The organism is Gammaproteobacteria bacterium, from assembly GCA_037388465.1.
Lineage (GTDB): Bacteria > Pseudomonadota > Gammaproteobacteria > SpSt-1174 > SpSt-1174 > JARRKE01.
The window spans coordinates 17,751-39,276 of the sequence record JARRKE010000014.1 but is presented as its reverse complement, the minus strand read 5'-3'; the positions used below and the strand labels follow the sequence as shown (position 1 = coordinate 39,276).

Here is a 21,526-nt window from a genome sequence, read left to right as displayed (position 1 = left end):
GATTCGGTATCTGGATATCAGATACGCATGATACAGCCGAGTTCCCCGTGCGTAAGCGGGGAATATTGCCTAGTCGTCTTCCTTGCCGCCGGGCTTGCGCCCTTTGTTGCTGCGGATCAGTTCGCGCAGCATCGCTTCCTGTTCGTTGAAGGAGGGCGGCCGGTCTCCGGATTCACCGGGCCCACTGTCGGCGCCCACGGGTTGATGTCCGCCGCGCTCACGTTCCTTCTGGCGGATGTATGCGTCCAGCTCGCTGTTGTCGTCCGTGTAACGGCCCCGGTAGTCTTTTGGCGGTTCCGTGCCGGAACGCAGGAACTGGTGGACCCGCAGCGCCTTGTTGTACTTCACCACGTACCGGTCGATCCAGAACAGGTCGAAGATCAGCAACAGGACCTCCGCCCCGAAGGGCAGCCAGGCATACGGGCTGTGCGTCCCGAACCAGAAGATCAGGGTGGCGGTGCTCAGCAGCAGATAAAGCAGGCCGCCCAACACGGAGCCGAGATAAAACCGGTGAATGCCGAGCGGGAACAGCACTGCCAGCCCGTAGGCCGCCTTGCTGTGCTTCATGCGACGTGTCAGCTCCGCGTTCAGGGTCTGCAGGCCGGCGCCGCCCAGGTCGAGTTTTTTCCATGCTTCGCTCATGACTCGATATTGTCGCGCAATCGCCATGCGGGCGCGACCGGCGCTTACTATCAGTATCGCTGTGGTTTTGTATCCCGGGGCTTGCTGCTAGACTGCGCATCAACTGAATTTATCCGCCAGCAGAACTCCCTATATGGCCGACCGCCGCCTTCAGGTCTTTTATACCGTTGCTCGCCTGTTGAGCTTTACCAAGGCGGCCGAAGCCTTGCACATGACCCAGCCGGCCGTGACCTTCCAGGTCCGCCAGCTTGAGGAGCACTTCAACACTCGGCTGTTCGACCGCACCCACAACCGGGTCAGTCTCACGGACGCGGGGCGCAGCGTGTTCGAGCATGCCGAGCGCATCTTCGAGCTGTATGCGGAGATGGAGAATTCGGTGCGGGAGATGACCGGCGATATCAGCGGTGCCTTGACGATGGGGGCGAGCACCACCATCGCGGAATACATGCTTCCCTCGCTGCTCGGCGATTTCAAGGCGCGTTACCCGGATGTGAACCTGCGTCTCAAGGTGTCGAACACCGAAGGCATCGTGTCCATGGTCGAAAACAACATCATCGATCTGGGTGTGGTGGAGGCGCCGGTCACCAACAAGCATCTGCTGGTGGAGGTCTGCCGCGTCGACCAGCTGGTGGCGATCATGCCGCCGGATCATCCGCTGGCGGACAAGCAGCAGGTCACGGTGCAGGAGGTGGCGACCTATCCCTTCATCTGCCGTGAAGAGGGTTCCGGCACCCGCGAGGTTATTCTGGAACGCCTTATCGATGAAGGCGGCGATCGCAACGCTCTGCACGTCTGCCTGGAACTCGGCAGTTCGGAGGCGATCAAGGGTGCGGTGCAGGCCGGCATGGGCGTGTCGATCCTGTCGCGGGCGACGATCGAGAAGGAGCTCGAGCTCGGTATCCTGACCTGCGTGCCGTTGGATCCGCCGCTGGAACGGCCGTTTTCGTTCGTTCGCCAGCGGCAGAAATTCCGCCTGCGTGCCATGGAGGAACTGCTCAACTTCGCGCGCAGCTATTGTGAGGTACACAACTCGGATTGGCCCATGCGGCCGACCGGGAAGGAGTATACGGTTCGATGAAGAACTATCTGGTCCTTCAGCACACCTACGCTGAATTTTTGGGCCTGATCGAGGCCCAGCTGCAACACCGCAATATCGCTTACGGTTATGTGCGCCCGTTTATCGGTGATCCGTTACCGAGCAGTGCCAGTCAGTACGACGGTGTGTTTCTGCTGGGCGGTGCCTGGCCCACGGCCGATCGGGACAAGGTTCCGCACGCGGATGAAGAGATCAACGTGATTCGCATGTTTCAAAAGGCGAATCGCCCGGTTATCGGCATCGGTATGGGGGCTCTGTTGATGGCCGAGGCGGCCGGCGGTAAGCCGCTGTTGGAGCCGGCCTATACGGCTAAATTCACCACGGCGCATTTGACGGAAGCCGGCCGTGATGACGAATTTGCAGCGAGCCTCGACGGGCGCCGACTGCTGGTGCTGTATCACGGCGACGTGGAGCTGCCCGAGGGTGTCGAACCCTTGCTGGTTGATGACGAGGGTCACTGGCTGCTGATCCGTACCGCCGGGCAAAGCTATGGCATGTTGTTCCGTCCCGAAATGAAGCCCGGCATGCTGGAAGACATACTCATGGAGGAAGGGCACAACCCGCCACCGAATATCGGCGACCTGCTGGGCGAGGCGCATATGGAGTGGGGCAACATGCAGGAATCCACGGATATCGCCCTGGTAGGCCTGGTCAAGGCCTGCGAATTGATGCAGGAGCGGCACAAGATGCCGGTGTTCAATCTGAAGGTGGAGATGGATGAATCCGCTGACCACTAATCTCAATCGTGGTTCGGACGAAAAACGGCTGGTCCGTCTGTTCAAGGCGCTGCAACCCGAGCAGCGTGTCATGCTGCTGGAATTCGCCGAGTTCCTCAGCGGACGCGGTGAAGCGCAGCCTGCGGAAATTCCCGCGCCCAAGGAGATTCCACGCCAGGAAGGCGAGAGCGTGATCAAGGCGATGAAGCGGCTCTCGGCCAGTTATTACATGCTCGACAAGGGTAAGATGCTCAACGAGACCTCCACCCTGATGGCGCAGCATGTCATGCAGGGTCGCCCGGCCGTGGAAGTCATCGACGAACTCGAGATCCTGTTCGAAACGCATTATCGAAAACTTCGCGACGAGAACGAATGATCAGACTCCTGCTTGAGTGGTACCGACGTCATTTCTCGGACCCGCAGGCCGTCATTCTCGCGCTGCTGCTGATCACGGGTCTGCTGGTGGTGGTCTTTGCCGGCCGCCTGCTGGCGCCTCTGCTGGCATCGATCGTCATCGCCTATTTGCTGGACGGGGCCGTCGATAAACTGCTGCGCTGGCGCGTGCCGCGCATGGTGGCGGTGGTTTTCGTTTTCGTACTGTTCATCGTGCTCATACTTGCGATCCTGCTCGGGCCGATCCCCCTGATCACCCAGCAGGTGGCCCAGTTCTTCTCCGAATTGCCGAATATGGTCGCCAAGGGGCAGGAGCAGCTCATGCTGCTGCCGGAGCGCTATCCCCATCTCATCAGCGAACCGCAGGTGATCGAGCTCATTAATACCCTGCGTACCGAGATCACTACGCTCGGTCAGCACGTTCTGAGCGTATCGCTGTCCTCGGTAGTCGGCTTGATCACGATCCTGGTCTACGTGATCCTCGTGCCTTTGCTGGTCTTTTTCTTTCTCAAGGACAAATACAAGATCATGACCTGGGTGACCGGTTTCCTGCCCGAGGAGCGCTCCCTGAGTTCCAGGGTGTGGGCCGAGGTGAACGACAAGATCGCGAGCTACGTGCGCGGCAAGTTCATCGAGGTCGCCTTTGTGTGGGTTGCCAGTTATATCGCCTTCATGATCCTGGGGATGAACTATGCGATGTTGCTGTCGTTTCTGATCGGCCTGTCCGTGATCATTCCCTATGTCGGTGCCACCATCATCACCTTTCCTGTGGCGCTGGTCGCTTACTTTCAATGGGGTGTGAATGTGCACTTCGCGTACGCGATGCTGGCCTACGGCATCATCCAGTTTCTGGACGGTAATCTGCTGGTGCCGTTGCTGTTTTCCGAGGTCGTCAATCTGCACCCCGTTGCCATTATCGTTTCCGTGATCGTGTTCGGCGGGCTGTGGGGTGTGTGGGGCGTCTTTTTCGCCATTCCGCTGGCCACCCTGATTCAGGCGGTACTCAACGCCTGGCCCGCACCGCTGGATCAGCAGCTCGACGAATCAGTGGAGTAAGGGTTGGCCGACGCGGCAGATCGTATCGAGCTGCTGCAGGGCGATATCACCCGGCTTGCAGTGGACGCTATTGTCAATGCCGCAAACAACTCCCTGCTCGGCGGCGGCGGGGTCGACGGTGCGATTCATCGCGCGGCCGGGCCCGGCCTGGTCGGCGAATGCCGCACCCTCGGGGGGTGTCCGACCGGCGAGGCGCGTATCACCCTCGGCTACGATCTTCCGGCCAGGCATGTCATTCATACCGTCGGCCCCGTCTGGCATGGCGGTCATCACGGCGAGCCGGAACTGCTGGCCGCCTGCTACCGCAATGTGTTGGATCTGGCGCGGGAACATGCGTTGGCGTCGTTGGCCTTTCCGTGTATCAGCTGCGGCGTCTACGGCTATCCGGCCGACCAGGCGGCCATGATTGCGGTACGCGAGGTCCGTGAAGGGCTGGGCCGGGACCCCGACCTGAAGCGGGTGATTTTCGTCTGCTTCGACACCTCCTGTCTTGGTGCCTATGAATCCGCCTTGCAGTGCTGACGTGCTCCAGGGAACCGCCCGGCATTAATAAAACTCCAGGTGCGCGCGCAGGGTGATCACGGTTGCATCCGGCAGGTCACCGCCGGGATGAACGACATGCTGGATGTCGGGCTCCAGAAAAAAGTGGCGACTGACGAACACGATATAGGCCGCCTCGATGCTGGTCTCCGGTTTCAGATTCCGCAACTCGACACGAGCGAAGCCCAGGGTGAAGCGGTCCTTGGGACGGCTCGCCACCGGTGCGTGCACATCGACGCCGCCGGCCACATAGTCGGTGGCCAGGTTCACCCGGTCGGGGGCATGACCCAACTGCAGGAACAGGGTGGTGCGGGGGTGCGGGCCGCGCGTGATCACCTGCTCGACGACGGCATAGCCACCCCAGTCGTTATGCGGTCCGAGTCCGTTGCGGGGCTGGTTATAGGACCACAGACCGAAATGATAACGGCCCGGGTAATTGCCGGGTTTGTGGTATCCGACTTCGCCGATGGCCAGATAACCGTTGGTGAACGGGCTGCCGCGTGCCGCCGGGTCGCCCTGGAACAGGCCGGTTTTAAGGGTCCAGTGACCGATCCGGTGTGCGAGCATCGCGCCATAGCCGGTTTGAGGGTAGGTCGAGACCGGGACGTTCAGGGTCAGGGCGGGATTGATGCCGAAAGAGGCGTTCAATAACGCCCCGGCTGCGTTCGTTACGTTGAAATAGGCATTGAGATCGAATATCCCCGCGTTCATGGCAGTGGTTCGGCCGAGTGGCTGATGCAGGAAGAGGTCGTAAAGCCGCATGGAATCGGGCGATGCCTCGAGATTGCTGATCCCTTGTACGTCGCCGACGTATTTGGTGCTCGGTTGTCCGCTGCGGATACCGAGCACGCTGGCCTGAATCTGCCCGCTCCGCCACAGTCCTAGCGCACCGGTCTGCACCGCGAGTCCACCCTGGAATACGCTGTCGAATGCGCTGCCGTTTTGGACGCCGCCGCTCAGGTTGTTCACCCACTCATTGTCCCAGTGAAACCCGCCCTTGATGCCTTCCCGCAGGCGTTTAAAGGGAAGGTATTGAGCGGAGGGGCGCGCCGGTGTGCCACTGGTCTGGGCAGTGGCCGGGACAGGCGCGAGACCGGCGGGCAGCGCAAATAGCAGGCACAGGAAGAGACCGCGGCGGTGCACGGTGCGGTCCCGCTGCCGGGCTGCCCGATCGGCAGCTCCTGCTTGTTCGTCCCACGGTTTCAGTTTGTCCTTCTCCCGCGCTTGAGGGTTGCAGCTTGTTATGAGCCGAACCGCAACGCCGGGTTCCTGCCGGTCGCGTCCGGCGACATGTTCTTAGGTTTATTAATAGTCGCAGTGGCGGGAAGGGACAAAACCAACCAGCATTCTCAACGAATGCGGGAATGGCAATGAGTCCCCCTCCCGGCCACGGTGATTCGACCGCGGCCGGGAAGGGGGAGAGGTTTTCTTAGAGGGTGTCCGAGGCGTAGTCGGCGAGGCGCGAACGTTCACCGCGGCGCAGGGTGATGTGGCCGCTGTGTTCCCAGTTGCGGAAGCGGTCCACCACGTAGGTGAGGCCGGAGGTGGTTTCGGTGAGATAGGGGGTGTCGATCTGCGCCACGTTGCCCAGGCAGACCACCTTGGTGCCGGGCCCCGCGCGGGTGATCAGGGTCTTCATCTGCTTGGAGGTGAGGTTCTGGGCCTCGTCCAGGATGATGTAGCGGTTCAGGAATGTGCGTCCGCGCATGAAGTTCAGCGAGCGGATCTTGATGCGCGAGCGCAGCAGGTCGTTGGTGGCCTCGCGTCCCCAGTCGCCACCGATCTCGGACTTGGTGAGCACCTCAAGGTTGTCCATCAGGGCGCCCATCCAGGGCGTCATCTTTTCCTCTTCCGTGCCGGGCAGGAAACCGATGTCCTCGCCGACCGGCACGGTGACGCGGGTCATGATGATCTCCTTGTAGAGATTTTCCTCCAGGGTCTGCGCCAGCCCGGCGGCCAGGGTCAGCAGGGTCTTGCCGGTGCCGGCGGCACCCACCAGGGTGACGAAGTCGATGTGCGGGTCCATGAGCAGGTTGAGGGCGAAATTCTGTTCCCGGTTGCGGGCGTTGATGCCCCACACCGTCTGTCTCGGGGTGGCGTAATCGCGGACGATCTCGATAATGGCGTGATCCTCCTCCACGGAGCGTACGACGGCGTCGAAAGGCGAGTCCGTATCCTCCAGGTAGAGGCATTGGTTGGGAAACCAGTCCTTGGTGAGCGGACCGCGGATCCGGTAATAGGTGTGGCCGCTTTCCTGCCACGACTCCATGTCCTTGCTGTGGCTTTCCCAGAAGTCGGCGGGCAGCTCGCCGGTGCCGCTGTACAGCAGGCTGACGTCGTCCAGCACCTGGTCGTTGTAGTAATCCTCCGCGTGAATGCCGAGCACGGCGGCCTTGATGCGCAGGTTGATGTCTTTCGAGACCAGCGTGATCTTGGTCTTGGCGAATTGCTGCTTCAGGGCCAGGGTGGTGGCGAGGATGGTGTTGTCCGCCGAATGCACGGGCAGGGACTTGGGCAGCTCGGTGTGCATGGCCTCGGTCTGGAAGAACAGGCGCCCGGTCGGCGAGAAGCTCGATTCCGCCAGCCGGCCGGGATTGATAGGCAGGCCGCGGTCGATGTCCTTCATGCTTGCCTGGGTCATGACCTCGTCGAGGAAGCGGCTGACCTGGCGTACGTTGCGCGCGACCTCGGAAACCCCCTTCTTGCCGCGGTCGAGTTCCTCCAGGACGACCATGGGTAAAAAGATGTCGTGCTCCTGAAACCTGAACAGGGCCGTGGGGTCGTGCATCAGGACGTTGGTGTCGAGAACGAACAGACGTTTGCCATTGATCTCTTTCAGGACCATGCGGGTGCCTCGCGTAATGGAAAGGGATGGCGGTGCCCGTAGCGGGCGGAAATGCTGGGGAGTAGGGGGCTGTCCGCCGGCTGGCGGGGAGACGGGCCGGGCGTGAGTGCCCCGCCGAATTTATGAAAGTGCCTTGACGGCATCCAGTACTTCTTCAATGTGCCCTTTGACTTTTACCTTGCGCCATTCGTTGCGCAGTACACCTGATTTGTCGATCAGGAAGGTGCTGCGTTCGATGCCTATGAACTCTTTGCCATAAAGTTTTTTTGGTTTGATGACATCGTACAGCTTGCATGCCTTTTCGTTTTCGTCCGACAGCAGCTGAAACGGGAACCCGTGTTTTTCCTTGAAGTTTTCGTGACGCTTGAGGCTGTCCCGGGAGACGCCGAGGATCACGCAGTCACGGGCGGTGAATTTGCGGTAGTGATCCCGGAAGTCCTGGCCTTCCTGGGTGCAGCCGGGGGTGCTGTCCTTGGGGTAAAAATACAGGACGACGTGTTTTTGGCCGCGGTAGTCGGACAGCTTGATGGTTTTGCCGCCGGTGGCCGGCAGGCTGAAGTCAGGGGCCTTGTTGCCGATCTTGGGTGCGCTCATGAGTCGAAATTATGCTTTGGCCGGTTCGATGACGCCATCCAGGTTCAGATCGTCGCACAGATCGAGAAAGTCTTCACGCAGGGCGGCGACGTGCAGTTGAGCCGGCACCTCGATATCCATGTGCACCGCGAACATCGGCGTCGCCGTATGGGCGGCACTGTAGGCATGGGTGGTCAGGTTCAGGATATTGATGCCCCGCTGGGAGAGAAAAGTGGCCAGCTGGTTGACGATGCCCGGGTGATCGAGGGAAACGACGTCCACCATATAAGGCAGCATGGGGGCGGAAACCGGTGTCAGTTCCGTGCGCCGCATGGACAGTGTGAGGTCCTGCTCGCCGGCCAGTTTGTTCAGGGCGGTCTCGAGCTTGGCGACGGCGCTCCAGTTGCCGGTGGCGAGGAGGATGATCGCAAAGCCACCGCCCAGGACGGCGGCGCGGCTGTCCTCGAGGTTGCATCCCGTTTCGCCGATGATGGCGGTGATGTCCTGGACCAGCCCCGGGCGGTCCTTGCTGAGTACGGAGATCACCAACTGTGTTTTGGCCATGGTCTGGGTATGGTTATCTGGCCGGCTGGGGAAGTGACTTCATGGGGCCAAGGTTATCAGCTCGGTTTCGGCTTGGGAACTCGGGCGCGCCTGCTTGTCTTGACCTTGCCCCGTCAGTAGTATGGCTGGCTTGATTTTCTGGAGATCAGCATGTTTCACGGCAGTCTGGTAGCCCTCGTCACGCCCATGGACGAGGAGGGCGGGGTCGACGACGCGGCCCTGGCCAATCTCATCGAGTTCCACGTCTCCAACGGTACCGATGCCATCGTGGCGGTCGGCACGACCGGCGAGTCCGCCACCCTGGATTTCGACGAGCATTGCAGGGTCATCCAGCGGGTGGTTGAACTGGCCGCCGGGCGCATTCCCGTGATTGCCGGTACCGGCTCGAATTCCACCGCCGAGGCCATCGAGCTGACCCGCTGCGCCATGCAGGGCGGCGCAGACGCGGCCCTGCTGGTGACGCCTTATTACAACAAACCGACCCAGGAGGGTCTGTACCGCCACTTCCGCGCTGTGGCGGAGGCCGTGCCCATCCCGCAAATACTCTACAATGTGCCGGGGCGCACCGCCGTCGACATGCGTAACGAGACGGTCGAGCGTCTCGCTGATATCTCCAATGTGGTCGGCATCAAGGATGCCACCGGCGACCTGGAGCGGGGGCGTGACCTGATCGAGCGCGTGCGTGGCCGTATGGATGTGTACAGCGGCGACGATGCTACCGCCATGGAACTGATCCTGGCGGGCGGCAAGGGTGATGTCTCCGTGACCGCAAACGTTGTGCCGGCAGAGATGCACGCCGTGTGCGAAGCGGCATTGCGCGGCGACCGGGCCGAGGCGGAACGTCTGAATACCCGGATTGCCGAACTGCACAGCAAATTGTTTATCGAATCCAACCCGATTCCGGTGAAGTGGGCGTTGCATGAAATGGGCCTGATCGGCCCGGGCATCCGTTTGCCGTTGACGCCGCTGTCCGAGAATGCGCGCCCCGCCTTGTGCGAGGCACTGCGCGCGACCGGCATCGCTCTCAAGTCCTGAGGCCTGATTACATAATGAGTTTTGTGCGTATCCTGACGCTGTTGTTTGCGGCGAGCCTGCTGTTGGCCGGTTGTGCCAGCGACACCAATCCCGACGGCTCACTCAAATATTCCCAGACCCAGCCGCTGCCCCCGCTGGACGTACCGCCGGACCTGACCAAGCCGGAGCTCTCCGGTCAATACGAGATCCCCGAGGCGCAGCAGGGTACGGTCAGCGCACTGGCGCTGGAAAAACAGCAACAGCAGGCACAGCCCGCGCCCGGTACCGCCGCAGGCGGTGCTGCGCCAGCCGCTGCGCACGGCGTGCTGCCCCAGTATGCCGGTCTGCAGGTGCGGCGCGACGGTGATATGTACTGGCTCGAAAGCCAGAGCACGCCGGATCAGCTCTGGCCCCGACTGCTGGCCTTCTGGCGCAAGCAGGGCCTGGAGATCAAGAAGGCCGACCCCAAGACCGGCCTGATGGTTACCGACTGGGCCGAGAGCAAGGCAGGCGTTCCCACCGGCATCATGAAGTATTTCGGCAACCTGTACGATGCCGGGGAGCGGGACAAGTACCGCCTGCGCCTGGAACGGACCACCAGCGGCGGCACGGATATCTTTCTCACTCATGAGGGCGCCCACCAGGTCGTGCTCGACCAGGACGTGACCAAATGGCAGCTTACGCCGCCCAATCCCGAACGCCAGGCCGAAATGCTCACACGCCTGATGGTGTTCCTAGGCTCCAGCGAGGATGAGGCCAAACAGGCCGTCGCCTCCGCACAGGATCAGGGTGCTCTGAAGACCAATCTGACGAGCGGCGACCGTCCGACGCTGATGGTGGCTGCGGATTACCCGCGGGTCTGGCGCCGCCTCGGCATCGCCCTGGACCGTGCCGGGCTGCCGGTGCAGGACAGCGATCAGGACAAGGGCGTCTATTACGTCTCCTATCAGTCCGAGCCCGGCGATAAGCCAGGATTTTTCGCGCGCCTGCTCGGTGGCGACAAGTCCAAGCAGGGCGTTGATCTGGACACGGGCGCGCCGCTGAAGGTCTATGCCGAGGCGCAGGGCGATCAGGTCGCGATCCGCATCGTCGACGCCAAAGACCACCCTCTTCCGGCCGGGGCGTCGAGCATCCTCCTGAAGCGGATTCAAACCGCCCTGAAGTAACCGCGTTTATGTTGCGGTTCGCCTCGCTCGGCAGTGGCAGCAAGGGAAACGCCACCCTGGTCGAGTCGGGCGGCACCCGCGTGCTCGTCGACTGCGGCTTCTCGGTGCGAGAAGTCGAACGGCGTCTGGCCGTGCTGGGCATGGAGGCGAGCCAGCTTACCGCGCTGGTTATCAGTCACGAGCATACCGATCATATCCGCGGAGCCGCGCCGCTGTCCCGTCGCTACGGCCTGCCGATCTGGATGACCAGCGGTACCATGGTCATGGGTCGCGACCTGCCCGCCGAACACTGCGAGCTGTTCCATCCCCACGAGCCTTTCGAGATCCACGGGCTCGAGATCCAGCCGTATCCCGTGCCTCACGACGCCCGCGAGCCCTGCCAATTCGTGTTCAGCGACGGGCAGTGGCGTCTGGGCATCCTGACCGACGCGGGCGGGATCACGCCGCATGTGACGGAAGTGCTTTCAGGTTGTGAGGGCCTGTTGCTGGAATGTAATCACGATGCGGACATGCTGGCCGCCGGTCCATATCCGCCGTCCCTCAAGGCGCGCGTCGGCGGTCCTTACGGACACCTGGCCAACACGCAGGCGGAGGCGTTGCTGAAGAGTATGGATACCGGCCGGCTCAGGCATCTGGTCGGGATGCATCTGTCCGAGCAGAACAACACACCCGATCTGGCACGCGATGCTTTATGTAGCGGCGTCGGCTGCGAGCCCGAGTGGCTGGAGGTGGCCGACCAGGAAGGCGGGTTCGGTTGGCGGGAATTGCGGTGATCGCGTAAGGCGCTTTTAAGTGCCCCTGACGTCTTAGCCTTTATTCTTCGCTTTCCTTGTCGTACTCGATCATGGCGTAAGCGGAGTGGTTGTGGATGGATTCGAAGTTTTCGGATTCCACCACGTAACCCAGGACGCGGTCGTCGGCATTCAGGCGCACGGCGATATCCCGCACCATATCTTCTACGAACTTGGGGTTGTCGTAGGCCTTTTCGGTGACGTATTTCTCGTCCGGGCGTTTGAGCAGGCCGAAGAGTTCGCAGGAGGCCTCCTGTTCGACCAGGTCGATGAGGTCTTCCACCCAGATGAATTTGTTGGTGCGCACGCTGACGGTCACGTGGGAGCGCTGGTTGTGCGCGCCGTAGTCGGAGATCTTCTTCGAGCAGGGGCACAGGCTGGTCACCGGCACGCTGACCTTGACGTTCATCTGCGGCTTGTTTTTGTGTATCTCGCCGATAAAGCTCACTTCGTAGTCCATCAGGCTCTGCACGCCGGATACCGGCGCGGACTTCATGACGAAGTAGGGGAAATGCATTTCGATGTGGCCGGATTCAGCCTCCAGCCGCCCGGTCATTTCCCCCAGCATATCGCGGAAGGACTTTACGGTGATCTCACGTTCGTGGCGGTTGAGGATTTCCACGAAACGGGACATGTGAGTGCCCTTGAAATGCTTGGGCAGGTTCACGTACATGCTGAAGGTGGCGATGGTGTGTTGTTCACCGCCGCTGCGGTCCGCGACCCGGATGGGGTGGCGGATGTCCTTGATGCCGACCTTGTTGATGGCGATCTGACGGGTATCCGCCGTGGCCTGCACATCAGGGATGGAATCGATCACTTGCGGGGCGGTCCTGCTCATAATGTTCAGTCCTCACTATAGCGCACACAGGCGCGGTCGGTTTCCCACAGGGTAACCGACGAGACGCGCAACCCGGGCCGGTCCAATTGCTTGCCGAGTTCGCGGAAGAAGTATTGGGCGATGTGCTCCGCGGTGGGATTGAGTTCGGTGAACGGCTCCAGTTCGTTGAGATAACGATGATCCAGCCGTCCGGCGATCTCGCGCGCAGCCTGTTTGATGTCCTTGAAGTCGATGGCCATGCCGGTTTCATTCAGGGTCTCCGCCTCGACCTCCGCTTCGACCTTCCAGTTGTGGCCATGCATGCGCGCACAGTCCCCGGGGTAATCCCGCAGGGTATGCGCCGAAGCGAAGTCGGTGAGAATCTTGAGCGTGAAGCGGCCGGGCATGGTTAAAACCTACTAAGACGCTAGGATATTAACTGAGGGCGGCGTCCCTCGCAATCCCCATTGTTGATCCAGGCCTCCACGGCATGGCGGATGCCGGCGGCGTCCAGGCCGCACTCGGCCAGCAGCGCCTCGCGTGCGCCGTGTTCGATAAAGCGGTCGGGCAGGCCTAGGTTGAGCAGGCAGGCGCGGTGGTCGTGCTCGGCCAGGCATTCGTTGACGGCGCTGCCGGCGCCCCCGCCGATGACGTTGTCCTCCACGGTCACCAGGAGTTCGTGGCTGTTGGCCAGGCGCAGGATCATCTCGGTGTCCAGCGGTTTGACGAAGCGCATGTTGATAAGGGTGGCATCGAGTGCCTCCGCGGCGGCCCGCGCCTCTTGCAGCAGCCCCCCGAAGGAAAGCAGGGCGATGCGCTTGCCCTTGCGCAGTTGCTGGGCCTTGCCCAGCGGAATGGCCTGCATCTCGGCCTGAACCGCCGCGCCCGGGCCCTTGCCACGCGGGTAGCGTACGGCTGCCGGGCCTGCATGTCGGTAGCCGGTATACAGCATCTGCCGGCACTCGTTTTCGTCGGCGGGCGCCATCACCACCAGATTCGGGATGCAGCGCAGATAGGAGAGGTCGAAGCTGCCGGCGTGGGTGGCGCCGTCCGGGCCGACCAGGCCGGCGCGGTCGAGGGCGAACAATACCGGCAGGTTCTGCAGCGCCACGTCGTGAATCAGCTGGTCGTAGCCGCGCTGCAAAAAGGTGGAATAAATGGCGACCACGGGTTTGGCATTCTCGCAGGCCATGCCCGCGGCCAGGGTCACCGCGTGCTGTTCGGCAATGCCCACGTCGAAATAGCGTTCCGGGAAGCGCTCGGAGAATTCGACCAGCCCCGAGCCTTCGCGCATGGCCGGGGTGATGGCGAGCAGGCGCTCGTCTTGTTCGGCCATGTCGCAGAGCCAGGAACCGAAGACCTCGGTATAGGTGGGGGCGCCGCCGGTCTTGCCGGCGGTCAGGCCGGTATCGGGGTCGAAGCGTCCCACGCCGTGGTAGGCGACCGGGTCGGCCTCGGCCGGGGCGTACCCCTTGCCCTTGCGGGTGCTGATGTGGAGCAGGCGGGGGCCCTGCAGTCCGTGCAGGTTGTGCAGCATCTTTACCAGGCCGTCGACGTCGTGGCCGTCGATGGGGCCGAAGTACTGGAATCCCATCTCCTCGAACAGGGTGCCGGGGATGATCATGCCCTTCATGTGCTCTTCGGCGCGGCGCGCCAGTTCCCACATAGGTGGCATGTTCTTGAGCACCTGCTTGCCGCCCTCGCGCATGGTCGAGTAAATGCGCCCGGACAGCACGCGCGCGAAGTATTTGTTAAGCGCCCCGACGTTGGGGGAGATGGACATTTCGTTGTCGTTGAGGATGACCAGCAGATTGGCCTTGAGGTCGCCGGCGTGATTCAGGGCCTCGTAGGCCATGCCAGCCGTCATCGCGCCGTCGCCGATGATGGCCACGCTCTGCCGGTCTTCGCCGGCGCGTTCCGCGGCCAGCGCCATGCCCAGCGCCGCGCTGATGGAGGTGCTGGAATGTCCCACGCCGAAGGCGTCGTACGGGCTTTCGCTACGGCTCGGGAAGCCGGACAGGCCGTCCTTCTGGCGAATGGTGTGCAGGCGGTCGCGGCGTCCGGTCAATACCTTATGGGGATAAGTCTGGTGTCCCACATCCCAGACCAGGCGGTCATCAGGTGTCTGGAAGACATAGTGCAGGGCGACGGTCAGCTCCACCACGCCGAGATTCGCGGCGAGATGCCCCCCCGAACTCGATACCGACTGCAGCAGGAATCGGCGCAGTTCGTCGCACACAGCCCGTAGCGACTTTTGCGGCAGGGCGCGCAAGTCGGCGGGGCTGTCGATGCCCTCGAGCAACGGATAGTCAGGCTGTGTCATGCGGCCGGTGCATTAGAAAAGAGCGGAATTCTACCACGCCGTCCATCGCGATGGCGCAAACAAGCCTGCAGGACCCTTCCGAATCCGGCTCTCTAGGGGCGTGTTGAGCGGGTTGTGACGGAAATCACGCTTATCCACAGGTAGGGACGTCAGAAATGTGACGCCCTTCAAGGTTTGGCGACGGTCGCTTGGCTAGGATTACAACCAAGGAAAGAAACTTAATGTACTGAATGAGGTTTGGCCCACAACGAGCGATTTATACATGGGGCAACTGCCGTGAGGCAAAGACCCCGAGGAGAGCAAAAATGAACACCATGAAGACAATCATCCTTTCGGCTGCGCTGGCTATGGCGACCGTTCCCGGCATCGCCGCCGCGCAATCCACCTCGGCGACTGGCGGCGGCGCGCTGAATGCCTCGGCCAAGCTGGACTTCCAGGTCGTGGTGCCAGCCTTCCTCTACTTCCGGGTCGGTACGGCGGGTGCCACCATCGACCAGATCGGCTTCAACGTACCGGGCGCCAATGTCGGCGACGGCACCGCGGTGGCCGGTACCGGCGGTGACGCGGGCGGTGGCGCGGTGAACGTCGTGCTGCGCAGCAATGCCGGCCAGGTCACCATCACCCCGACCAACAACAGCGCTTCGGGGCTGAGCGACGGCGCCGGCAACAATATCAGCTGGAGCGATATTACCGCCACGTCGAGCGACAGCAACCTGCCCACCCCGACCTTGAGCAATGCGGGCGGTACCGCGGTGCAGCCGACCCTGAATGGGGCGAGCTCGGTGACCACGCGTACGGCGACCTGGACCTACAGCTACGCCAACAACAGTGTGGTGCCGGCGGGTACCTACACCGGCCAGGTGACCTACACCGCGGCCACGCCGTAAGGCGCCGGTTAGAGTGTCAGCAAGCCCCGCAAGGGGCTTGCTACACTATCAGCAGGACAGGTAAAGGCGAGTGGTCATAACTAAAATGCGCTTCATACCTTCAGGATTGAAAAAGGCAACCTGGCTGATGCTGGGTTGCCTGTTTTTGTTTTCCAGTCCGGCCCACGCGGTAACGGTGACGCTCGGTGTCTACAAGTTCTTTACGGGGCGTTTGGTGCTTCAGGTGGGCAGCCCGACCGGTTCCGTCGATACGGTCAGTTTTCAGGTGCCCGCCGGCCAGGTGGGCGACAACACGCCTCTGCAGGCCACGTCGCAGCCGGTCCGGGTGTCGGTCGCCGCGCAATCCTCCCTGTGGGCCGAGTTTCTCGGCGGCGTGACGGTGACCTTGACGGCCAATTCGAGCACGCCCCTCAGCAACAACACGTATACCATTCCTTTTACCGAGATTGGCTGGACCTCTTCGGACAGTGATATTCCTTCGGGGCGTTTCGACGGATCGGCGAACCAGGTTTTGCTGACCTTTACCGGCTCAAAACAGGTTTACGTGGATCAGACCTTCTATTACGCCAACAGCCAGGTCGTCGCGCCCGGTACCTATACCGGTACGGTCACTTACACGGCGACCATGCAATGAAGACCTGGTCCTTCCTGCTTGCGTTAATGCTCTGGATGCCGGCGGCGGGCGCCATGGAGCGCCTGGACGATTCCCTTTCCCCGCAACAGAACGTTGTCCCGCAACTGCAATGGGCTTATGTGCCGACGCCGGGTCGGCGACTGAGCGCGGAACAGCTCAATGCGATCGTCGGCCACGTCAAGATCGACATCCGCCTGCGTACCCAGGACTATATCGGCAAGCATGCGCAGATCTTTCTGCGCATGCCGCTTTCCCCCCAGGGGTTGAGTCGGCCGGGCGGTCTGCGCGTCAACTGGACCACCGAGCTCGGAACCTTCGCTTCGGGGACGGCAGTTCCCGGTGAAGCCGTCCCCATTTACAATGGCCCCATCACCGAGGCCGTCATGCGCGACCTGTTCGACATGACATTTCATCTGGACGCACGCTACGTGACCGGCACCATCACCCTGAAACCCGAATTCGAGATCCAGATTCAACCGTGAAACTCCTTAAAACCATTGGATGGTTCAGCCTGGCCCTGTTGAGCCTGATGCCGCCGGCATTGTCGGCCAAGACCTTTACGCTCATGGTGGCGCCGGGACGGTTCGAATTGCAGGCCAAACCCGGGCAGGTCGTGCGCCAGGTGGTGCGGCTCACCAACCCGGACGTTTACGAGACCAAATTGCGGGTACGCACCGCCGACTGGGCTCTGCAGCCCAATGGTGGCGTGAGGATCTTTCCGCCCGAACTTCAGCCCGGCAGTTGCCGTCCCTGGGTGCGTATCGAGCGGCGTAACTTGAGTCTGGCGCCCAAGGCGGATCACCTGTACCGCTTCGAGGTGCATGTGCCCAAGGATGCCAAGGCCGGGGAATGCCGGGTGGCCTTGTTGCTTTCTCCGGCCGATCAGAGCGTCATGGCCAAGGCGGGCGACATCGAGTTTCCGGTCGAGGGCCGGATCGCGGTTATCGTCTATGTCCGCGTCGGGGACGCCCATCCACGGCTCAAGGTGGATCGCCTGGAACTGCACCGGGTCAACGGGCATCTGACCCCCGTTGCGATAATCACCAACAAAGGTAACGCACACGGACGGCCGCAGGGCATGCTGTCGGGGCAGGATTCATCCAACCAGCAGGTGGATTTCAGTGTGGCGCCCTTGCCGATCCTGCCTGGTCAGACGCGCATGGTGCCGATCTGGCCGATGAATGCCGAAGGGGTGGATACCAAGATCAAGATCCACGTGCCCCTGCATCTCAAGGGCCGCATCCTTTGGGATGGTGGGCAGAAGGATGTTGATGCGCGATTGAAATAATCGTAAGGCGTAAGGCGTAAGGCGTAAGGCGTAAGGCGTAAGGCGTAAGGGGTAAGGCGATGGCAGTGTCTTTTCGCCTTACCCCTCACGTTTCACGCCTTACCAATATCCCCGTTCCGCCTTGCCGAGCAGCTGCTGGATTGCAGGGTCAGCCCGGCAAGGACGCCGGGCTGAGGTTCGTCACGACACGACTGCATGGATGCAGGAGGTAGGGCAATGCAGGAGCAATTGCCGAGGACGTCGTGTCGAACCGACCCGTCGCAAGTAGGCGGATGCGAGGATAGCCCGTAGGGCCAAGGCGGTGGGGGCGCCTTTCTTTCGTCTCTTTCTTTGGGCAAGTAAAGAAAGAGACTCGCACGCTTCAATGGGTGTTAGATAGGGAAATCCCAGCTCAATAGCGTGCGAAACAATACCAATCACCTGTCTAACTGGGCCCCAAGCATGCAGAAACAATTCCAATAACCTAACAAATCGCCATCAGTCTTCCTCTCACCGAGCTACCCATCGGCTGCTCGGCAAGACGGGAGGGGGAGTGGTGAAACGTGAAGGGTAAGGCGAAAAGACACTGCCACCTCCTCACTCCTTACCCCTATCACCTCACGTTTGTCCCCTTACTCCTCACGGCAATCAGTTATTCAACTTCACCAGCGGAATCGGCAGTTCAGCCGTGCCGCGGACCGGCACCGAAACCTTGAACCGGTCGTTCTTTTCCAGCCCCCAGGGCAGGGGTACGTCCTGAATGGCAATCTGCACCATGTGCGGCCCGGTCGGTACCGGCTCGAAGCTGAACCGTCCCTGACTGTCGGTCTGGGTCGGGTACTGGCCGTCGAGAATGACGGTCAGGCCGGGGAGCACCTTTTCGTTTGCTTCACGAATGCCGTCGCGGTTTTCGTCCAGGAAGACCTGGCCCGAGACGCGGCCGTAACCGGCAGTTGCGCCATAGCGGCGGCCGAAGGCGATCAGCGGAGTGCCCTCGGTGCGGGTATAACGCACGCTGAGGTAGACGCTGCTTTCGGTTTGCCGGTCGGTGGGGGTGTAGCCGGGGATCGACACGATGTCCTGGTATTTCAATTGGTTCCAGCCGCCGCGCAGGCTGACCGCCCACTCGTCGCTGATCTGCCAATCACCCTGGACCGTGGCATTGAAATTATTCGTCGCGCCGGTACCTGTGACCTGCGTATAGCCCACGCCGCCTGACCAGTTGAAATTCCCCGTCACGGACTGCCGCCAGACGACGCCGGTATCCAGGCGCTCGGTCGAGCCGTCGGAGGTGTCCGCCCGTTCACCGCTGAGCGAGGTGGTCAGTTGCAGCGCACTGTTGGGATACCAGTCGTGATCGATGCTGAGTTTGTTGCCCTGTCCCCTGAAATTCCCCATGTGGTTTTCGTTCCAGGTCAGCTGGTAGCGCGTGGTGCCGAGCGAGCTCTGCTGGCTCAGGCGCCCGGAGAGCGAGGTGCTATCCGAGTCCTGGGTCGCTGTTCCCGAGCGCGCGGCGGCATTCTGGTAGGTCAGGCTGCCGCCGATCGTCAGCTTATAGTTGAGCCGGTAATTGCCGTTGGCGTACAGGTTGGTGTAATCGATGCCGGCAAGCGTGGGATCGTCGTTGAGGTTGGTTTGCGACCAGTCACCGCCCAGGTTGACGTTGTATAACGAGCGGCTCAGGTCGGCGCGTGCGTAGACGCCCTGGGTGTCGTTGATGATGGGGGCGTCGGTCCACAGCAGTCCGGGGTCCATGCGGTACAGCCCGAAGCGGTTCGTCCAGCGCCGGCCGGTGAATCTCGTGTCCAGCCAGCTGCCGTTGTGTCCGAGGCTGTCCTGCATGACATGCAGCTGGTAATCCTGGCTGTTATCGCGATTGTTGTATTCCACCGCCCCGACGGCGGTTTCGTGGTTCGCGACATCCTCATGCCCATGCAGCGAAACGATGCGCGCCGCCGCCCGCCAACGGGAGCCGAAACGGTGTTCGTATCCCGCCTCGGTCAGTTGTCCCTGCGTGGATTGAAAGTCCTGCACGGCAGTGCCCTGGTAATTGCCGGTGTCGCCGCTCAACAGCGTCAGGGTGCCGTTATGCGACAGGGTCTGCGATCCGACACCTTCGATCAGGGAACTGGGCAGGCGAATCCGGTAACCGCCGTTGATCAGGGTATTGCCGGGGGTGCGCGCCACGCCGACGGCATTGTTCATGAGCAGATTCGGCGTGAGGGCAAAGTTGTGCTGGAGCAGGGTGAAGTGGCCTCCGCTGCCGGTGTTCAGGAAGGGATTACCCGGATCCGAACGATAGTCACGGACCAGGGCGGTCAGATCGAGCGTGCCGAAATTCAGGGTCTCCTGTTGCCAGCGCCCCAGCAGGCCCTGCTCCTGTGCATGTCCGTAGGTCGAATTGTCCGTGGCGTAATACCGGTATTCCAGGCTGTACAGACGGCGTCCGTTAGGCTGCTTTGAGGGTGCTTCGGCACTCTGTTCCTCCCCGGCACCGCCGCCGGGGGCGATGAGTTGGTCGACGTAGGGTTGCGGTTTCGTGGAAGCGGTGCCGGTTGCCGCGGGCGTTTGCGCAGCCGCCTCGTTCCCCGTCGGAGAGGAAGGGGTGTCGTTGGTCGCGCTGCTCATCGTGGAAGCGGCTGCCAGGTGTCGGGGTGTCGTTTCCTGCTGTTTAGTCGTTCCGGCCGCGGTGGTGCCATCCGGTGTGGCAGGCGGTTCCTGGTTGGATGTCGTCGCGACGATTGCGGGCTCGGCCGGGGCTGACGGGATGGCGGCTGCCGGTGGGGTCGCCGCGTGGGCGGCCGGGATGGTGGCGTCGAGATTGGCCAGGTAATAGCCGGCCGCGCTGCTGAACATGAGCAGCAAAAGAAGCAACAACAGCCACCGTTTGCGGTAATGGAAAGGGCGCTGTTCAGGCTGCGGATTGAGGGGCGCGTTGGCCAATGAGTCTCCGGACTGGTCTCAACTTGAGGACATAACTTATTGTCTTTGTTGAGGGTAACAGCCCGGGACGTGCGGGTTAATCACGAGGCGTCGGAATTGTGACGCACTTCACCTGTTTGATGACGAATATCCGTCGGATCAGCTGATACGGCTGACGATAAAGCCTGCGATCCAGCGTAGCAGCTCGGCGTCGGGGCCAAAATCGGTCAGTGCATCCATGGCTTCCTGATACAGCAGGCGGGCCTGCTGTTTGGATTCCTCCAGGCCGAGGATGGCGGGGTAGGTGGGTTTGTTCAGCGAGACGTCCGCGCCCTGGGTCTTGCCCAGGGTTTCGGTATCGCCTTCGATATCCAGGATGTCGTCACGGATCTGAAAGGCGAGACCGACGTTCTTGGCGTAATGATCGAGGCGGTCCAGGGTGTGCTGATCGGTATCGGGATTGGAGAGCGCCGCCATCACCACGCTGGCCCGGATCAGTGCGCCGGTCTTGTGGATGTGCATGTCCTCCAGTTCGGCGATATCCAGCTGCTTGCCGACCGAGGCTAGGTCGATGGCCTGTCCGCCCGCCATGCCGCGCGAGCCGGCCGCCTGGGCCAGGGTGCCGATGATCCGCAGCCGGAGTTCCGCCGCCTGTACCATGTCGGGATCCTGGGCGAGGATCTGGAAGGCGAGCGCCTGCAGGGCGTCGCCGGCCAGGATGGCGGTGGCTTCGTCGAAGGCGATATGGCAGGTGGGTTTGCCGCGCCTCAACGCGTCGTCGTCCATCGCCGGCAGGTCGTCGTGGATCAGCGAGTAGACGTGGATGAGTTCCACGGCCGCGGCGATGCCGTCGACCCGCTGCAACGGCAGTCCCAGCGCCTGGGCCGTTGCGTACACCAGAACCGGCCGGATGCGCTTGCCGCCGCCGAGCACGCTGTAGCGCATCGCCTCGTGCAGACGGCCGGGGTGAATCTCATCGGCGGGCAGGTGCCGGTCCAGAACCGTTTCTATGCGCGCTTGCAGCGTTGCGAGCGTACGCTCCATGGACGTCATGCCTCTTCGTCGGGCGCGTCGAGATCCTTCTCCCCTTCGGCGGTCAGCTGACGAACCTTCTGTTCGGCATCTTCCAGGGCGCTTTGGCAGGTGCGGGTGAGGGTGATGCCGCGCTCGAAGGCCTGGAGCGATTCCTCCAGGCTCAGGTCGCCCTTTTCCAGACGGTCAACTAGGGTTTCAAGCTCCTGCAGGGCCTGCTCGAAATCAAGTTTTTCGTCTGTTTTTTT

At 61.9% G+C, this 21,526-nt stretch carries 23 protein-coding genes; 12 read left to right on the top strand and 11 right to left on the bottom strand.

Features of this window, described 5'->3' with window-relative positions:
• Nucleotides 1-69: 69 nt before the first annotated feature.
• Nucleotides 70-642: a TM2 domain-containing protein gene (locus tag P8Y64_04760; protein MEJ2059780.1), complete on the bottom strand. Its 573-nt coding sequence runs from the start codon at nt 640-642 to the stop codon at nt 70-72.
• A 133-nt stretch (nt 643-775) separates the two neighbouring features.
• On the opposite strand from P8Y64_04760, the gene P8Y64_04755 reads away from it, so the two are divergent.
• The 5 genes from P8Y64_04755 to P8Y64_04735 are packed head-to-tail and all read left to right on the top strand — an operon-like array spanning nt 776 to nt 4,425.
• On the top strand, nt 776-1,720 hold the full coding sequence (locus tag P8Y64_04755; GenBank protein ID MEJ2059779.1) for a LysR substrate-binding domain-containing protein: 945 nt from the start codon (nt 776-778) through the stop codon (nt 1,718-1,720).
• Nucleotides 1,717-2,475: a GMP synthase gene (locus P8Y64_04750; GenBank protein MEJ2059778.1), complete on the top strand. Its 759-nt coding sequence runs from the start codon at nt 1,717-1,719 to the stop codon at nt 2,473-2,475. The genes P8Y64_04755 and P8Y64_04750 overlap by 4 nt, the downstream gene beginning before the upstream one ends.
• A complete protein-coding gene (locus tag P8Y64_04745) occupies nt 2,456-2,830 on the top strand; it encodes a Crp/Fnr family transcriptional regulator (protein MEJ2059777.1) in 375 nt (124 codons plus the stop codon). The genes P8Y64_04750 and P8Y64_04745 overlap by 20 nt, the downstream gene beginning before the upstream one ends.
• Nucleotides 2,827-3,903 carry an AI-2E family transporter gene (locus tag P8Y64_04740; GenBank protein ID MEJ2059776.1) on the top strand — a complete coding sequence of 359 codons (1,077 nt, stop codon included), beginning with the start codon at nt 2,827-2,829 and terminating at the stop codon, nt 3,901-3,903. Before P8Y64_04745 ends, P8Y64_04740 begins: the two co-directional genes overlap by 4 nt.
• A 3-nt stretch (nt 3,904-3,906) precedes the next feature.
• Nucleotides 3,907-4,425, top strand: coding sequence for an O-acetyl-ADP-ribose deacetylase (locus P8Y64_04735; protein MEJ2059775.1), 519 nt, complete (start codon nt 3,907-3,909; stop codon nt 4,423-4,425).
• Between the two features lie 24 nt (nt 4,426-4,449).
• Here the strand turns inward: P8Y64_04735 and P8Y64_04730 are convergent, their stop codons facing one another.
• The 4 genes from P8Y64_04730 to P8Y64_04715 form a co-directional block, all read right to left on the bottom strand.
• Nucleotides 4,450-5,586, bottom strand: a complete 1,137-nt coding sequence (locus P8Y64_04730) for a carbohydrate porin (GenBank protein MEJ2059774.1) — start codon at nt 5,584-5,586, stop codon at nt 4,450-4,452.
• Nucleotides 5,587-5,872: 286 nt separating this feature from the next.
• Nucleotides 5,873-7,288: a PhoH family protein gene (locus P8Y64_04725; protein ID MEJ2059773.1), complete on the bottom strand. Its 1,416-nt coding sequence runs from the start codon at nt 7,286-7,288 to the stop codon at nt 5,873-5,875.
• A 120-nt stretch (nt 7,289-7,408) separates the two neighbouring features.
• Nucleotides 7,409-7,882, bottom strand: coding sequence for a peroxiredoxin (locus tag P8Y64_04720; protein ID MEJ2059772.1), 474 nt, complete (start codon nt 7,880-7,882; stop codon nt 7,409-7,411).
• A gap of 9 nt (nt 7,883-7,891) precedes the next feature.
• Complete coding sequence (locus tag P8Y64_04715) at nt 7,892-8,425, bottom strand: ACT domain-containing protein (protein MEJ2059771.1); 534 nt, start codon at nt 8,423-8,425, stop codon at nt 7,892-7,894.
• 150 nt (nt 8,426-8,575) lie between these two features.
• Here P8Y64_04715 and dapA point away from each other — a divergent pair, with 150 nt between their 5' ends.
• Genes dapA through P8Y64_04700 form a run of 3 tightly spaced genes read left to right on the top strand, consistent with a single transcriptional unit; the run spans nt 8,576 to nt 11,378 of the window.
• On the top strand, nt 8,576-9,460 hold the full coding sequence (dapA, locus tag P8Y64_04710; GenBank protein MEJ2059770.1) for a 4-hydroxy-tetrahydrodipicolinate synthase: 885 nt from the start codon (nt 8,576-8,578) through the stop codon (nt 9,458-9,460).
• Nucleotides 9,461-9,474: 14 nt separating this feature from the next.
• Entirely contained in the window at nt 9,475-10,605 is a 1,131-nt protein-coding gene (gene bamC, locus P8Y64_04705) for an outer membrane protein assembly factor BamC (GenBank protein ID MEJ2059769.1), read from the top strand.
• Nucleotides 10,606-10,613: 8 nt separating this feature from the next.
• Nucleotides 10,614-11,378 (top strand): MBL fold metallo-hydrolase, encoded by a 765-nt coding sequence (locus P8Y64_04700; GenBank protein ID MEJ2059768.1) that lies wholly within the window; start codon nt 10,614-10,616, stop codon nt 11,376-11,378.
• A 40-nt stretch (nt 11,379-11,418) separates the two neighbouring features.
• Here the strand turns inward: P8Y64_04700 and folE2 are convergent, their stop codons facing one another.
• From folE2 to dxs, 3 genes are read right to left on the bottom strand one after another with little or no spacing between them, the layout of a single operon-like run.
• Nucleotides 11,419-12,234 carry a GTP cyclohydrolase FolE2 gene (gene folE2 / locus P8Y64_04695; protein ID MEJ2059767.1) on the bottom strand — a complete coding sequence of 272 codons (816 nt, stop codon included), beginning with the start codon at nt 12,232-12,234 and terminating at the stop codon, nt 11,419-11,421.
• Nucleotides 12,235-12,239: 5 nt separating this feature from the next.
• Nucleotides 12,240-12,620 (bottom strand): 6-carboxytetrahydropterin synthase QueD, encoded by a 381-nt coding sequence (gene queD / locus P8Y64_04690; protein ID MEJ2059766.1) that lies wholly within the window; start codon nt 12,618-12,620, stop codon nt 12,240-12,242.
• A gap of 20 nt (nt 12,621-12,640) precedes the next feature.
• Nucleotides 12,641-14,536, bottom strand: coding sequence for a 1-deoxy-D-xylulose-5-phosphate synthase (gene dxs, locus P8Y64_04685; GenBank protein MEJ2059765.1), 1,896 nt, complete (start codon nt 14,534-14,536; stop codon nt 12,641-12,643).
• A gap of 305 nt (nt 14,537-14,841) precedes the next feature.
• Between dxs and P8Y64_04680 the strand changes: the two genes are divergently transcribed.
• From P8Y64_04680 to P8Y64_04665, 4 genes are all read left to right on the top strand, one after another.
• On the top strand, nt 14,842-15,423 hold the full coding sequence (locus tag P8Y64_04680; protein MEJ2059764.1) for a hypothetical protein: 582 nt from the start codon (nt 14,842-14,844) through the stop codon (nt 15,421-15,423).
• A gap of 70 nt (nt 15,424-15,493) precedes the next feature.
• Nucleotides 15,494-16,057 carry a hypothetical protein gene (locus P8Y64_04675; GenBank protein MEJ2059763.1) on the top strand — a complete coding sequence of 188 codons (564 nt, stop codon included), beginning with the start codon at nt 15,494-15,496 and terminating at the stop codon, nt 16,055-16,057.
• Nucleotides 16,054-16,539 carry a hypothetical protein gene (locus P8Y64_04670; GenBank protein MEJ2059762.1) on the top strand — a complete coding sequence of 162 codons (486 nt, stop codon included), beginning with the start codon at nt 16,054-16,056 and terminating at the stop codon, nt 16,537-16,539. Before P8Y64_04675 ends, P8Y64_04670 begins: the two co-directional genes overlap by 4 nt.
• On the top strand, nt 16,536-17,345 hold the full coding sequence (locus P8Y64_04665; protein MEJ2059761.1) for a hypothetical protein: 810 nt from the start codon (nt 16,536-16,538) through the stop codon (nt 17,343-17,345). Before P8Y64_04670 ends, P8Y64_04665 begins: the two co-directional genes overlap by 4 nt.
• Nucleotides 17,346-17,972: 627 nt before the next feature.
• On the opposite strand, the gene P8Y64_04660 is transcribed toward P8Y64_04665, so the two are convergent.
• The 3 genes from P8Y64_04660 to P8Y64_04650 form a co-directional block, all read right to left on the bottom strand.
• Nucleotides 17,973-20,267, bottom strand: a complete 2,295-nt coding sequence (locus P8Y64_04660) for a hypothetical protein (protein MEJ2059760.1) — start codon at nt 20,265-20,267, stop codon at nt 17,973-17,975.
• A 138-nt stretch (nt 20,268-20,405) separates the two neighbouring features.
• Nucleotides 20,406-21,290: a (2E,6E)-farnesyl diphosphate synthase gene (ispA, locus tag P8Y64_04655; protein MEJ2059759.1), complete on the bottom strand. Its 885-nt coding sequence runs from the start codon at nt 21,288-21,290 to the stop codon at nt 20,406-20,408.
• A 5-nt stretch (nt 21,291-21,295) separates the two neighbouring features.
• Nucleotides 21,296-21,526 (bottom strand): exodeoxyribonuclease VII small subunit (locus tag P8Y64_04650; GenBank protein ID MEJ2059758.1); only part of this gene is annotated, 231 nt, incomplete at its 5' end.

Coding starts and splice junctions, on each gene's coding strand:
- P8Y64_04760 (MEJ2059780.1), bottom strand. CDS start 642: ATGAGCGAAGCATGGAAAAAACTCGACCTGGGCGGCGCCGGCCTGCAG.
- P8Y64_04755 (MEJ2059779.1), top strand. CDS start 776: ATGGCCGACCGCCGCCTTCAGGTCTTTTATACCGTTGCTCGCCTGTTG.
- P8Y64_04750 (MEJ2059778.1), top strand. CDS start 1,717: ATGAAGAACTATCTGGTCCTTCAGCACACCTACGCTGAATTTTTGGGC.
- P8Y64_04745 (MEJ2059777.1), top strand. CDS start 2,456: ATGAATCCGCTGACCACTAATCTCAATCGTGGTTCGGACGAAAAACGG.
- P8Y64_04740 (MEJ2059776.1), top strand. CDS start 2,827: ATGATCAGACTCCTGCTTGAGTGGTACCGACGTCATTTCTCGGACCCG.
- P8Y64_04725 (MEJ2059773.1), bottom strand. CDS start 7,288: ATGGTCCTGAAAGAGATCAATGGCAAACGTCTGTTCGTTCTCGACACC.
- P8Y64_04720 (MEJ2059772.1), bottom strand. CDS start 7,882: ATGAGCGCACCCAAGATCGGCAACAAGGCCCCTGACTTCAGCCTGCCG.
- P8Y64_04715 (MEJ2059771.1), bottom strand. CDS start 8,425: ATGGCCAAAACACAGTTGGTGATCTCCGTACTCAGCAAGGACCGCCCG.
- dapA (MEJ2059770.1), top strand. CDS start 8,576: ATGTTTCACGGCAGTCTGGTAGCCCTCGTCACGCCCATGGACGAGGAG.
- bamC (MEJ2059769.1), top strand. CDS start 9,475: ATGAGTTTTGTGCGTATCCTGACGCTGTTGTTTGCGGCGAGCCTGCTG.
- P8Y64_04700 (MEJ2059768.1), top strand. CDS start 10,614: ATGTTGCGGTTCGCCTCGCTCGGCAGTGGCAGCAAGGGAAACGCCACC.
- folE2 (MEJ2059767.1), bottom strand. CDS start 12,234: ATGAGCAGGACCGCCCCGCAAGTGATCGATTCCATCCCTGATGTGCAG.
- queD (MEJ2059766.1), bottom strand. CDS start 12,620: ATGCCCGGCCGCTTCACGCTCAAGATTCTCACCGACTTCGCTTCGGCG.
- dxs (MEJ2059765.1), bottom strand. CDS start 14,536: ATGACACAGCCTGACTATCCGTTGCTCGAGGGCATCGACAGCCCCGCC.
- P8Y64_04680 (MEJ2059764.1), top strand. CDS start 14,842: ATGAACACCATGAAGACAATCATCCTTTCGGCTGCGCTGGCTATGGCG.
- P8Y64_04670 (MEJ2059762.1), top strand. CDS start 16,054: ATGAAGACCTGGTCCTTCCTGCTTGCGTTAATGCTCTGGATGCCGGCG.
- ispA (MEJ2059759.1), bottom strand. CDS start 21,290: ATGGAGCGTACGCTCGCAACGCTGCAAGCGCGCATAGAAACGGTTCTG.